Genomic DNA, 13,745 nt, shown 5'->3' on the forward strand with positions numbered 1-13,745 from the left:
CTTTGCGCCCTCTTTTCCAACGGGCAAAAGATCCGTCTAAATTGGTATTAAAACCAAGGTGGGAAACAGCTAAAGATGAAATAAATGTATCTGACAATCCAATTACTACCCCGCCTAAAGAAATTGTGGAGCAGGGAAATGATGCGGTGCTCCGGTATTTTGAAAGAATAAGTAATGAAGGCATCGATTACCTGTACGAAGCCAAATTAACCCTGGTAGGCGAAGGGAATGCCGGTAAAACATCCTTACAAAAAAGATTGGTCAATGACATTGCGCCCTTACCTACTGAAGATGACAGAACAAGAGGAATACTGATTATTGATTGGGCATATGAAGGACCCGGCGAAAAAAAGCATATAGCCCATATTTGGGATTTTGGCGGTCAGGATGTATACTATCCGGTTCACCGTTTTTTTCTTACCGAAGATTCTGTATTTGTCCTACTTGCCTCCACAAGGCAGACCTTGCACTATTTTGATTACTGGATACCCACCATTTTTCAGTTTGGCGGTAACAGCCCTATAATAATAGGGCAAACCTGTCACCAGGGCAATAAAGTACCCTGGAATGATCTGGGTTATTATTTATCAAATGATGATTTCAACATCATAAAGACCGGGCAACGGCCTTATATAGAATTAAACCTGCTTAATAACAATGAAGGGCTAAAGGAAATTAAAAAAGCCATCATTGATCAAATTGAATTGCTGCCACATTATGGAAAGGGAGTGCCCAAATCCTGGATACCAGCCAGGGAAGCTATAGCTGAAACAGCTAAAACAAAAGACTGCATTTCTTTTGAAGATTTCACGAAAATATGCCTGAAAACAAATGCAGAGAAATTCGCATCAAAAATCGACGTAGAAGATTTCGCTCATTTTTTACATGCTTTAGGAATTGTGCTTTGGTATAGTGATATAGAAGAATTGCAGCACTGGGTGATCCTTCAACCGGAATGGGCGATGAACGCCGTATATAAAATTATTGATGATGACACCATTCAAGAAAGGAGAGGCCATATTTCCGCAACCGATTTTTCAAGAATTTGGGCGGAGAAATGTTACGAATACCGGTTTGAGATCCTAAAGAAAATGCTACAGGTATTTAAAATTGCATTTCGCAAGAAACATGAAAAACTCGACTTCATCATTCCCTGCCGTTTGGATTCAATACCCCATGAACTAATATGGAAGGATGACGCTAAGTATTTGCGATTGGTATATAAATATAACTTTATGCCAAGAGGATTGGTAAATCAATTAAGCGCCGACCTCAGCAGGCATATTAAATCGGACAGTGACGTGTGGAATAATGCTGTTAATTTTGAACATAAAGATACCAAAGCCCAGGCCCAGGTAGTGGAAGACTTTTATAACCGGTCAATAAGTATCCGTGTTACCGGTAAAGACGCCCGGGGATTAATGATGCTGATCATTGAGGCAATGCGGGATGTTATTGACAGTTATAAAAGGGTAACGCCGTCCATAATAGTACCTTGTCCCTGCCAGGAATGTAAGAGAAGCGATAACCCCACCACTTTTGAATATGAAAAATTGCTGAAATGGTCCGAAACAAAGCCATCAGTTCATTGCAACGAAGGAGATGTAAAACTTCCTATTGAAGAACTATTATACAATGTGGGCTTAACAAACGATAAAAAGAAAACAAGGCCTTTAAAAGCGTTTATTTCTTACTCAAAACATGATGGTGAACTGGCAAAAAATGGAGGCAATTATTTAGATGCCTTTAAAAAGCACCTTTCGCCATTAAGTACTCATACCGAGTTGATCCAACCCTGGGACGACACCCTTTTAATAGCCGGTGAAGATTGGGATAAAAAGATCAGGGAACAATTAAATACCTGTGATATCATTTTCCTGTTGATAAGCCCTGATTTTTTAAATACGAAATATATACAGGATACAGAACTACAAATAGCCATAAAAAGACATGAAAATAGGGAATGCATAGTAGTGCCTGTTATTGTAAGGGCCTGCGGTTGGACTGATATTCCAATGCTCAGTAAATTAAGCGCCCTTCCCAGAAAAGGGGATGCTGTAGCTTCATGGAAAAATAATATAAACTGGCAAACCATTGATGATGCCTGGAAACATGTTTACGATGAAGTTAAAAAGCTGATCGATCAATTTGCAAAAAAGACCGCCGAATAAGTGTATCATATACCCAAAAGCGCCCCAACCGTAATGCAATGGCTCATTGCTGGCCTTCAGTGTCCCCAAGGCTGATTATTTATGCACATTACAACCAGGCACAGGGGCACTAACGTCGGGTAAACACTTATTGCAGGCAAAAAATCGTCCTGCGCCATCCTGTAATGATCAGTTTTCGGCCTAAGTATTTTGAAATACATGGTAGTTTTTATATTTTGCATTCGAATCAGATGAAAAGACAAATTGTTGCTGCCATAGGAAGATCATTAAGCATTACTAACCCTTCCATTGAGCGAACATGAAAAACTGTACCCTTTACATATTTCCCATTCTATTCCTTACGTTATCTACTATTTCCTGTAAAAATTCTATAGCTGTTAAAACAGCGGCGCTACAGGCAAAAAAAGTCTGCAATTCCTATTTTAGCGATTTGCTGAACAAACAGGTTTATACCAGGATGGAAATTGAGCCCGAGTTTCCCGGTGGCATGTCGCAATATGTTAAGTTTATGAACCGGCATGTAAGGGTTACCCCTGAAATGATTGAAAAAGGCAGCCGGCAAACTTCTGTTGGTTTTATATTAATGATTGATACAGATGGGCAAATTAAATACCCTGCATTTCACGGCAGTATAGATACCACAGAATTCAATCCGCTTGAAAAGGAAATATACAGAGTGCTTAAATTAATGCCCAAATGGACCCCTGGTATGTGTAATGGAAAAACGGTGGCAGGCGAAGTAAAACGATCGATGACGGTTAATTTGGAGAAGGGAAAATAATTGAATTAATTATAAGAAAGAATTGCACAAAGGCTGTTCCGGGAAGCGGGATGGCCTTTTATACTTTCAGGATAAAATAAGCCAATAAATGTTTAAAAAAATGAAACTGAATGGTTATTTTCCTGAAATTTTCAGTGTTTCGTTACAGTATGCAAACAAGGATATTATTTTTATTTGGCATATTATTGATGGCATATGAAACCAGGTCCGGCTACACGGGGAAGCTGGAATGTCCTTTCTATTATAGCAAGCTTTTAAAAAAGAATGTGTATACCAAAGTGGAAATTGAGCCCGAGTTTCCGGGTGGGGAGGCAGCTTATCAACGTTTTCTCAATAAAAACCTGTTGATCACAGAAGACCCTAACGATGATGTTACTTCATTACCTATTCCTAAAATGAATTTCATTGTTGATACTGATGGGCAAATCATCAACCCCTGTATTGATAGCAAATACGACACTACACAATTCAACTGTCTCGAAAAAGCCGCGTGGCGCCTTATCAAAAAAATGCCGAGGTGGCAACCAGGCGTATGTGAAGGAAAAGAGGTAGCTGTAGAAATAACCCGTCCCGTAGCTATTTGCCTCCTGTGGAAAACTGAATAACCTAACACCTTCATGCCAATATGAAAAACAATATTATATTGCTTGTACTGTTTTTAGCTTCCATTACGATAGCAACGGCACAAACTACGGATAGTTTAAGGCAGGTTCAGCATACCCAACAAACAGATTCACTGTCAATAGCTCAATCCAACCTGGAACAAGAAAATTATGACGATGTTGCGCCTTTCCTGTTTATAATTGGCATGATCTTTTTTGTAATTATGTGCATAGGCATTGGTAGCGGGATTGTTATAACCGCGGCAATTTCGTTTATTATTTTCGCTATGACCTCATTTGGTATTCTATCTACATCTCTTATTGTGGGGTTCTATAAAAAATCAATTACAAAAGGCATAAAAACATTCTATGTATTGTGTTCAACAATTGGCATTACAATATGCGGCGGAATAGGTTTATTTATAGTAAACAGGTTCTATCATTGGATGGAATCACCAATTGCTTTTATGTGGGGAACCGTATTTGGGTTTGTTGCGGGTTTCCTGAATGGACTGATCACATTCTATATTTTGCAGCGGCTTGTGGCGTATTTTAAAACAAAAATAAACGCTGTACCAATCTCGAAATGAATACCTATTCTTCATCTGACAAGAATAAAAATCAACACATGCCACAATACGTAGTTCACAAGATCGGCTTTTTCTTTACAGACGAAAATTATGAAATAGAGCAGGAAAGAGGGAACCTGGTTGCTATATCCAAATCACTCGAAGAAGCAAAAGCCACTAAATTCAGGGCAGACATTGAATCAATGAAAAGCCAGGCTGACAATAATGCCGTTATTTTTTATTTAGAAAATCCCAATTACGAAGCCATCACAAAAAAACTAACAACATATTATAACTCGGAATTCGGTCAATTTACAAGTAGAATACCCCCCATTCTACTACCCTATAATATGACTGACGAGCAGGCCGCTCAATTCCTGTCGATCATGGAACTCACATTTCATACGATTGTTGAATACGGTGACGATGAAGTGATCGATGCGGCTGCATTTGATCTAAACAATGATGAATACTGCTGGTTTTAATTCACAAAGTCCCAATCCCACTTGCATTTCTAACTCATAGCTTATACATTAGCAAACTATTTAACCAACCAAAATCAGTTGCATGGCACAGTATGTGGTTCACAAGATCGGCTTTTGGTATACCGACGAATGTTTTGTAGCAGGCGAAGAAAAAGGGACCGTTATGGGCATTACTCGGTCACTGGAAGAAGCCCAGGCTATAAAAAGCAGGGAAGACATTAAATCCATGAAAAACGTAGGCGGCTTTACAGCTCTCGACTTTTTCTTCGACCATGAGAACTTCAAAGGAATACATAAAAAATTACGCGAATTATATAAAGCGGAGTTCAACCAAATTATCGAAAAAGACAATTACGACATGGTGCTGCCCAAGTCAATAACCGATGAGTTGGCCATCAAATTCCTGTCGGCTATGGAACTCAGCTTTCACAATATCGTTGAGTATAGTGACGATGAAGTGATCAACCCCGCAGATTATGAGTTTGATGAAGAACATGATGAAATAAGCGGTTTTTAATTCCCCCTATGAACGCATACAAACACGCAGAGATCTCTGTAAAAAGAAGGGGCGGGGTAGTGGAAGATTACCTGCCCATTCACGACTTTATCGATAGCACCAAAGAGCTGTGCAGCGATAACCGCCATCGTATACTGCATACCCTTTGGGGCATCAGACGGGTCATTGTACCCATATTCGGGCAAACGATCACCAACAGCAACGGAAAGATCATAAACGTCAAAGACCTCTGCGAACAGGACCATATTCTGCCCGATTATCTTAACCGCTTTATTCCAACCCTGGCCGATTTTGTAAACGCCATCAACCGGCACGCCGACGATGAACATCGCCTCCGCGAATTTGCCGGCAGCTACGAAAACGATCCGGAATTGTCTGAATTATTGCTGTCGCCATTGGCCAATACCGGTTCCTTAACGTCATTGTTGTTAACCCATAATTCCTGGTTCATCAATGACATCGTTCCTAAAGTATTAAAAAGAAAACCCCTCATTCAAAACTTTGGTATATCTCCCGCTGACTTCTTCGACCGCATGAACTTTCAGCTGTGGATGGACAATGGCGCCAGCATTCCGCCAAGCGCTCAAAAAACCGCAGGTAAAGTGGTAGGGTAAACGACAATTAATTCTTTTTCGCACCGGCTTCATCGCCCAACACCTCATCGATCATACCGAAGGCTTTGGCCTCGTGCGCTTTCATCCAGTGATCGCGGTCCGAAGCTTCGTGTACCTGCTGGTAATTTTGCCCGCTGTGTTTGGCGATGACCGAATACAGTTCATGCTGCAGCTTTTTGATCTCATGCATGGTGATCTCAATATCGGAGGCATTGCCCTGTATACCACCCGATGGCTGGTGGATCATTACCCGCGCATGTTGTAAGGCCGCCCGTTTACCGGCAGCGCCTGCGCACAACAATACGGCACTCATCGATAAGGCGGTACCTGTACATATAGTGGCCACATCGGGTGTAATGTATTGCATGGTATCATAAATGCCCAACCCTGCATATACCGATCCGCCGGGTGAATTGATGTACAGTTGTATGTCGCGCTTGGCATCGGCCGATTGCAGGAATAACAATTGCGCCTGAATGATGTTGGCGATCCTGTCATCAACGGCATCGCCGAGGAAGATGATCCTGTCCATCATTAACCGGGAGAATACATCCATTTGCGCCACATTCAACTGGCGTTCTTCGGTGATGTAGGGCGTCATGGCCATGGGTATAAAGCGGTTTTCCATGCGGGTAATAAAACCGTCAACATACTGGCTGCCTATGCGATGATGATGTACTGCATAGGCACGAAAATCCTGTTTCATACTGATCATAGTATAATGTTTGTAATTAAATAAAAGTTTAATGCTGGAACCGGGATCTGGAACTGGCAATCGGTGATCTGGCAAGACGGAGTTCCTGCTCCCCCTTTAGGGGGCTGGGGCTAGAAAAGCCTCATTATTCTCTTCCGGAAAGAAAGATGCTCCGGCCCGGTGAACAGCTGCTGATGCACTGTTTCTATTTCTGCCTTTAACTGGCGGCGGCTGTATTGCCTGATAATTTCATAGGTCTTTTGCTGCCATAGCATGGTCTCGCGCAGGGCCGGCTGTAACAGCAACCGCGCTTCAAACAGCAGTGCGTCTGCTTCGCCTGCATATTTTAAAAGATAATCGTCTATTTGCCGTATCTCATTCAAGGAAGTCCTCATAACCCAACGATTTTTCTTTTACAATATCCCTTACTTTTTCGAGGCACTTGTATTTTTGAACCGTGGCCGACCGCTCGCTGGAGAACCCAAACAAACCGGCGATGCGGCGCATGGGCAGCTTGTCGTAATAAAACGCCTGCAATAATTCCATACATTTTTGCCCGGAGGTATGCAACAGATCAAGGAGTTTGTCTGTAGCGGAAACAGAGGCCGTTTTATTGTCGGCAATGCCGGTTAATGAATCGTCCAGGGCTGTAAGCCGGTTGTTCTGTTTATTTTTCTTTGACCAAATGTGCCGGGCAATGCCCAGGATGTAAGCGCGTTCGCTGTGCTGTAATTGAACCGGCGAGTCAACTAGTTTTTCATAATATATAACCAGCGCATCCTGAAAAACATCTTTGGCTTCGTCAAACGACCCGCCCATACTGCGCACATATTTAGCCACCAGCGGAAAAGCCTGTTGGTACAACTGCATAAAAAGGGCTTTCCGCTCCACCACTGCATCTGCTATCGCCATCGTTTGGGTCATAGGCCATCTCTTTATAAATAAGTGCCGTTTACAACCCAAATATCACCCTAAAATGGCAGATTATTTTAAATCATAGAAGAAAGGGAAGGATTACGCTATATCAATCAGCGTGCTAATGCGTTCTTTTTTGCGGCCGTGCCGGGGCGCACAAAAAAGCCCTGTCCCGGCTGAACCAGAACAGGGCCTGCTATATATAAACAATTATTAATTAAACTTAAAAGTAAGATTAACGGTAACCCGGGTGGGGTTTTGCGCCGCCAGGCGGTTCGACCAGTATTTTTCATTCGTAAGGTTATCTACTTTCAACCCTATGCGGTAAACCGGTTTGTCATAGAACAGCGACGCATCCAGCACCGTATAGGAAGGAATGGTGAAAGCATACGTATCGGTATTGGTTTGAAAGGATTCGCTTCCATAATTGCCTCCAAATGCAAGGCCCAATCCTGTTGCTTTGCCTTTTACAAAGCGATAGCTTACCCAAAGATTGGCCAGCTTACCGGGACCGGCCGAGGCAGGGCGCAATCCCTGGATGTTTTTAGCTGCCTTCTCGTATTTGCTATCGTTGTATGAATAGCCACCAATAATGTTTAAACCGGGTATGGGGTTGGCAATTACTTCTGCTTCGAAACCCTTACTTTTCTGCGTGCCATCCTGCAAATTAAAATTGGGATTATCGGTATCAACCCGCAACATATTGGTCACTGAAATATCATAGTAGCTCAGGGTGGCGTTCAGCTTATTGTTCAGGGCATCGAGTTTAATACCTGCTTCCCATTGATTGGCCTGTTGTGGCCTGAAGGTGTTGCCATAAGCATCTGCGCCCGATACGTTTTCGAACCCGTTCATATAATTGGCAAACACCGAAACCTGGTTCTTAACTACCTGGTATACCAGGCCGAATTTTGGTGATAATGCTGTTTGGTCATAGGCGCCTGCAACAGAATCCTGCGAGGGCCAGTATTCGCCCATCGCTTTATAATGATCTACCCGCAGGCTGGCCATGGCCAGTAACTGGTCTGTTACATTGATCACATCCGAAACATAGGCACTATAGGTATTATCGCGCACCCGGGTATAATTCACAAATGTGGCCGTAGAAAATAGCGGGGATACTTTTTCTACAGTGAAATTGTTGTATGCAGCGCCCGGTTTTTTATAATTGAGCACCGGCATATTAATAGTAGCATCGTTACGGGAACTCCGCAACGCATAAAAATCAGCACCGATCACCACGCGGTTACGTACAGGGCCCACATAAAAATCGCCTTTGACGTTTTGCTGAATATCTGTACCGTAGTAGGGATACTCCTGCGAAGTAACCTGTTGCCTGAGCGTACTATCGGTTGGCATGGTTAACTGAACAGTGTAGCCATCTGATGATGAACGGGTACGTGAAAAAACGGTCTGCGATGTCCAGGTTTCTGATAATTTGTATTTTATTTGCCCAAACACATTCAATTGCTGGCTGGTATAGTTAATGGTATTATTGGCAAAGGACAATTTATAGGGCATGGCCAGTTCTTCAACGCTGTGAATATTTCCTTTGGTATTGGGTGTAAGCCGGGTAGGGGATGTGGCTTTATAGCCGCTCATTTCTACATCGAGCAATAAAGTAAGCCGCTCATTTACCTGGTAAGAAAAGCTGGGCGCCAGTAAGAAATTTTTAGTGAAACCCGCGTCCTGGAAACTGCGTTCGCTGTGCACCGCACCATTAAACCGGAAGAGGGCTGTCTTATCTTTATTGAGCGGTGTATTTACATCCAATGTTAGCCGGTTAAGGTCCCAGCTTGCTCCTGAATAAGAGATCTCTCCTCTAAAACTGTCAAAAGGTTTTTTGGTAACCCGGTTAAACAGGCCGCCGAAAGAAGAAAGCGTGCTGCCGAACAGGGTGGCAGATGGCCCTTTAATAACCTCAATGCGTTCGAGGTTGGCGGGGTCAATACTGGTGTAAATAAATCCGCCTACGCCATTGCGTACGAGGTTGGCGGTTGTAAAACCTCTCGAAATAGCCGTGGTTCTTCCCTGGTTATAAACAATGGGAATACCGGCGCCGGGAATATTTTTAAAAGCAGAAACATAATCGGTGATCACCTGCTCTTTCATCAATTCTTTTCCCACTACACTGTACACCTGCGGGTTTTCAATATTCTTTAATGACAGCTTCGATACGTCATCGCTTTCCTTTTTGGCAAAGCGGTTGCCGCCGGCGGTTATTACTATTTCTTCCAGTTTTATGGAAGCAGCATTGATCTCGATATTAACGGTAACAGTTTTGCTATTGTTTACTTCCACAGTTTTTGAAACGGTTTCGTAGCCAACTAAAGATACCTGTAACTCGTAGGTTCCGTCTGGAAGATTTTTAATCCGGAATTCACCGCTTTCATTGGTCACCGCACCTTTATGGGTATCTTTTAAATATACTGAAACATCAGCTGCCGGCTGGCCATCGGAGGTAGTTACCTTTCCCTGAATTATGCCGCCTTCTGCTTCATTTGCAAAAGAATTTATATTGATAACTGTCAAAAAGCCAAATAAAATCAAAAGCCTGACCATACTTTGCTACTTTATATGTACTAAATTTTGGGCAGGCAAAATTATTGTACACTGGTATAGCGTGGTATAGCGATCGGGAAAATGGTTTACGCAAAAAGGAAAATAGATTTAGCTAACCGTAAACTGTTCAGGAACAGCCCATCATAACAGAAACTGGTACGCCCGTTTTATAGCATCATCACCCCATCGTTTCAGGATCGTTTTTACTTCGGTGCTATAGACTGTACCGGTCATTTTCTTCCCTTTTTTAGGCGCCACCAGGTCTTTGTCTGTTACTTCAACCAGTGCCAGTTTGGTGGCATACCAGGTGGTGTGCAGGCGCGGAATGGCCAGTCCCAGTATCATGCCCGGCAACCCGTTGAACGATTCCGGTCCGCCATTGGTTAAGATCTCATCGGTATAGAACGCGATCACAACAATGGAGTCCATTACACGGCCAACTGCTTTGCGGCAATCGAACCCGGCGATCTTTCTGATCTCGGGCGTTATCTTCCATTCCACATTACGAAGCGAATCGGTTACCAGGTAATTATCGCCCCAGATGTTCCGTTGCGTTATTGTCGTACTGCTGTCAAGCTCAGTGAGGATCGTATTCTCAGAATCAAAAATGCCCCAGAATTTAGCCTGTTTGGTTTCGGGTTCACGCCCTGCTTTGAAAAGGGTGCGGTCGCCTTTAAAAGTGAGGTCGTAATAAAAGGTTACGAATTTGGGCAGGTTGTTTTTCGCCATATCGTCCCAGATGTTGCCGTCTTCCATAAAGGCATGCTGGTTGGTCTTGCGTTCGTATTCGATCTTTCCTTGTGTTATAAACTGCTGTTGAGCGATTATAGCAGGAGAGATGACTAAAAGAACGAACACATATATAAGAAGTTTCATTGTAATTTCTGATTTTGAGATTTTGAGATTTCGGAATTTTATCAGGATTTCGGCATTTAAATAAATCTCAAAATCCCGAATTCATAAATCTGATTTTACCAGCCCATTTCCTTTCCATTCTTGCTGAAATTCCAGATGATCGACAGCATAAAATAACGTTTCATGGTATCGTAGGTCCTTTCTGAAATAAAATTGTCGTTGATATTCCGGTTGAACCCGATATTCTGGTTCAGGATATCATTGGCAGAAAGCCGGATGCGGGCCACATCATTTTTAAATAACTTTCTGTCGATGCGTGCATTCCATTTAATGACGTTATTGTTCTTATCAAATACACTGGTCTTTTGCCTGAAATTGATATTGCAGGATGTGCCAATTTCAAACTTCCAGGGAAGGAATACGCCCACATCTACATTGTAGTCTTGCGTCCAGTAACGGGTAACCAGATCACTGCGCAACGAGGTTTTTGAAACATTCCGGTTAAAGGTGCCCTCCATCCAAAAACTGAACTTCTTTTCCTTGTAATAACTGAGGCTTGGGCCGGCCCCAAATGAGTAACTATTGTTCACATTTCTCAACGCATCAATATAATTGGTGTTGTGATTTATATTGAACTGGCCATTGAGCCCCGCGCGCAATCCCCATTTCGTGATCTTCTTGCCATAATAAAACCATCCATACCCGGTGTAATTGCCATCCACATTTACGGGTTGCGATGTCTTACGGCCCGTGGAAAGGTCCATAGTATTGAGCGTACTGAAATCATGCTGGGTGGCCGTAAAATTGATATTAGCATAAATGCTGCGTTCCGACAAAAACTTCCAACTGTCGTACGACAATTGGAACTGGTGCCTGAAAGCCTGTTTCAACTCGGGGTTACCAACCCGGATGTTCAACTGGTCGGTAATATCGCGTATGGGTTGTATCTGATCAATAGAAGGCGCCTGGGTGCTTCCGTTATAATTGAACCGCAGGTTGCCGCTGCTTCCCATGGTCCAGTTAAAGTTGGCCTGGGGATAGAAGTTGGTAAAGCTGTACGCAATAGAAGAGTCCCCCTTCAGGTCCTTGCGCGAATAGGCTGCATTGGAGATATTCATCCCAAACGACAGCGTGAACTTTTTAGGTTTGGCATACCGGTATTTGATACCACCCGATTGATTGAACACATTGAAACTGTAATCATTGCTTAATGAATCGATGCGGTCTTCATATTTTCCGAGCGGACTGGCCTTCTCGAGTGTGGTGATGCGCGATTGACGGTGGTTGTTGTCAATGCCATAGGTGAACTCCAACAGCGACCGTTTGTTCAGCGGTTCGGTATAGGCAATACGGGCATTTATTTGCGAGGTGATGCTTTCATTCAGCTTTTGCTGGTCTAGGATCTTGCTGCTGTCTAACAATCTGTTCTTATAATAATTGTTATCTGAAAAATAGATCCCTTTGGCGGCATTTTCGGTATAGTTCTGGCCGGCAGCAAGCGACAGGGTTCTTCCCTGTTTTCTGAATTTCTGCCGCCACAACAAAGAAGAATTCATATTCTTATTATTGGCATCTGCTGTTGATTCGCGGTCAATAATGCTGAGGGTATCGCCGCGGCTGTTCAACGATTCCTGGTGAAAGTTATTTTGGCTGTAGCTGTTACCCCGCGATGCCGCGGCTGTAATTTTCAGGGAAGAAAAAGAATCGATCTTTATCTCATACAGGCCGTTCACTTTGTTGCGTTCACGGCTGTTGAAACTGTTACCGTACTCATTTGTATACAAAATGGAGTCGCCCAGAATGTACTGGCTGAACGTATTGCCCCGGGCTTCGGTATTCAATTTATTATACTGATATCCGCTGTTGAGGTGTATTTTATCAGCGTTCCATTTATTACTGTAATGCAAGCCGGCACTCCAGCCCTTGGGCAATCCTTCGCCCCAGTAACTACCACCCCCGAATTCATCGTCATCGCCGTTCCAGGAAATATTGACACCGCCACCGTCGTCACTCCCCATCTCCATACTATTACTTCCCCCATAGTTCATGCCTTCTTTAAAGTCGAGCCCCGTTTTACCGGTATTCGACATAATGCCAAAGGCCGAAAATTTCCGTTTTCCCTTAAAGGCATTAAACATCAGATTATTATTCCAGTACTTGTTGCCATCGCTGCCGGCTTCCAGTTTTCCGAAATAGCCTTTCTTCCTGTCTTCTTTCAGCTGCAGGTTAAGCGTCTTGGTTTTCTGGCCATCATCGATACCCGTAAACGTGGCCTGGTCGCTTTTTTTATCGTATGTCTGTACTTTATCAAGGGCATCGGCCGTTAAGCCCCGGGTCGCAATGGTGGGGTCGTCGCTGAAAAATTCTTCCCCATCAACCAGTACTTTCTGCACTTTTTCGCCCTGGGCGGTTATTTTACCGTCTTTGTCTACCTGAATACCGGGTAATTTTTTCAACAGGTCTTCGACAGTGCTCCCGGGTGCCACCTTAAAGCTATCGGCAATATATTCGGTAGTATCACCCTTGATGCGGATAGCGCCTAATTTATGTTGTACTACAACTTCTGCCAGCAACTGGCTTTTCAGGGTCATTCTAATTGAGCCCAGGTCAACATTGGCGCCAGCGGTAACCTCCACCTTATCGAAATAATCGGCATAGGCCGGGCGGGTTACCATTACGATAAATTTGCCCGGGGATAGTTTTTGTAGCGCAAACTGGCCATCTTTATTGCTACGGGTAAAAGACACTAATACCGAATCGGCGGGCCGCAATAAAGCAATGACCGTATTGGAAAGGTTTCTTTTTTCCGATGTGTCAATTACTGTACCTTTAATTACAGCTTGTTGGGAAAAAACCGGGATGGAAATGATGAATAATACGAAAAAAAGAACGGTTGTTTTTATCATGGAAGTCAACGACGGATACAGGCGTATACCCATTTTATTGGTTAAATGTTTTCGGAATCAGTGGTTCCCTACGT

13 protein-coding genes are annotated in these 13,745 nt (G+C 43.2%); 7 read left to right on the forward strand and 6 right to left on the reverse strand.

Going from position 1 to position 13,745, the window contains the following annotated elements; translation table 11 throughout:
* The first annotated feature begins 2 nt into the window (after positions 1-2).
* From A3860_RS20045 to A3860_RS20075, 7 genes are all read left to right on the forward strand, one after another.
* Positions 3-2,171, forward strand: coding sequence for a COR domain-containing protein (locus A3860_RS20045; RefSeq protein ID WP_158085312.1), 2,169 nt, complete (start codon positions 3-5; stop codon positions 2,169-2,171).
* A gap of 298 nt (positions 2,172-2,469) precedes the next feature.
* Positions 2,470-2,952 carry a hypothetical protein gene (locus A3860_RS20050; RefSeq protein ID WP_081149008.1) on the forward strand — a complete coding sequence of 161 codons (483 nt, stop codon included), beginning with the start codon at positions 2,470-2,472 and terminating at the stop codon, positions 2,950-2,952.
* Positions 2,953-3,062: 110 nt separating this feature from the next.
* Positions 3,063-3,557, forward strand: a complete 495-nt coding sequence (locus tag A3860_RS20055) for an energy transducer TonB (RefSeq protein ID WP_143774195.1) — start codon at positions 3,063-3,065, stop codon at positions 3,555-3,557.
* 20 nt (positions 3,558-3,577) lie between these two features.
* A complete protein-coding gene (locus A3860_RS20060) occupies positions 3,578-4,144 on the forward strand; it encodes a hypothetical protein (RefSeq protein WP_081149012.1) in 567 nt (188 codons plus the stop codon).
* Between the two features lie 38 nt (positions 4,145-4,182).
* A complete protein-coding gene (locus tag A3860_RS20065; RefSeq protein ID WP_143774196.1) occupies positions 4,183-4,608 on the forward strand; it encodes a hypothetical protein in 426 nt (141 codons plus the stop codon).
* An 82-nt stretch (positions 4,609-4,690) separates the two neighbouring features.
* Positions 4,691-5,125 carry a hypothetical protein gene (locus A3860_RS20070; RefSeq protein ID WP_081149015.1) on the forward strand — a complete coding sequence of 145 codons (435 nt, stop codon included), beginning with the start codon at positions 4,691-4,693 and terminating at the stop codon, positions 5,123-5,125.
* 8 nt (positions 5,126-5,133) lie between these two features.
* Positions 5,134-5,739 carry a DUF6915 family protein gene (locus tag A3860_RS20075; RefSeq protein ID WP_081149017.1) on the forward strand — a complete coding sequence of 202 codons (606 nt, stop codon included), beginning with the start codon at positions 5,134-5,136 and terminating at the stop codon, positions 5,737-5,739.
* Between the two features lie 7 nt (positions 5,740-5,746).
* Here the strand turns inward: A3860_RS20075 and A3860_RS20080 are convergent, their stop codons facing one another.
* The 6 genes from A3860_RS20080 to A3860_RS20105 all read right to left on the reverse strand — a co-directional run bounded on the left by A3860_RS20080 (position 5,747) and on the right by A3860_RS20105 (position 13,704).
* Positions 5,747-6,454 (reverse strand): ATP-dependent Clp protease proteolytic subunit, encoded by a 708-nt coding sequence (locus A3860_RS20080; protein ID WP_081149018.1) that lies wholly within the window; start codon positions 6,452-6,454, stop codon positions 5,747-5,749.
* Positions 6,455-6,564: 110 nt separating this feature from the next.
* Entirely contained in the window at positions 6,565-6,828 is a 264-nt protein-coding gene (locus A3860_RS20085) for a hypothetical protein (protein WP_143774197.1), read from the reverse strand.
* On the reverse strand, positions 6,809-7,357 hold the full coding sequence (locus A3860_RS20090) for an RNA polymerase sigma factor (protein WP_081149021.1): 549 nt from the start codon (positions 7,355-7,357) through the stop codon (positions 6,809-6,811). Before A3860_RS20090 ends, A3860_RS20085 begins: the two co-directional genes overlap by 20 nt.
* Positions 7,358-7,561: 204 nt before the next feature.
* The gene (locus A3860_RS20095) at positions 7,562-9,910 is read right to left on the reverse strand and encodes a TonB-dependent receptor (protein ID WP_081149023.1); all 2,349 of its coding nucleotides are present in this window, start codon (positions 9,908-9,910) and stop codon (positions 7,562-7,564) included.
* A gap of 141 nt (positions 9,911-10,051) precedes the next feature.
* Entirely contained in the window at positions 10,052-10,786 is a 735-nt protein-coding gene (locus A3860_RS20100) for a GLPGLI family protein (RefSeq protein ID WP_081149025.1), read from the reverse strand.
* Between the two features lie 95 nt (positions 10,787-10,881).
* A complete protein-coding gene (locus A3860_RS20105; protein ID WP_081149026.1) occupies positions 10,882-13,704 on the reverse strand; it encodes a TonB-dependent receptor in 2,823 nt (940 codons plus the stop codon).
* Positions 13,705-13,745 lie beyond the last annotated feature (41 nt).

The sequence above is a fragment of the Niastella vici genome, assembly GCF_002077945.1.
Taxonomy (GTDB): Bacteria; Bacteroidota; Bacteroidia; order Chitinophagales; family Chitinophagaceae; genus Niastella; species Niastella vici.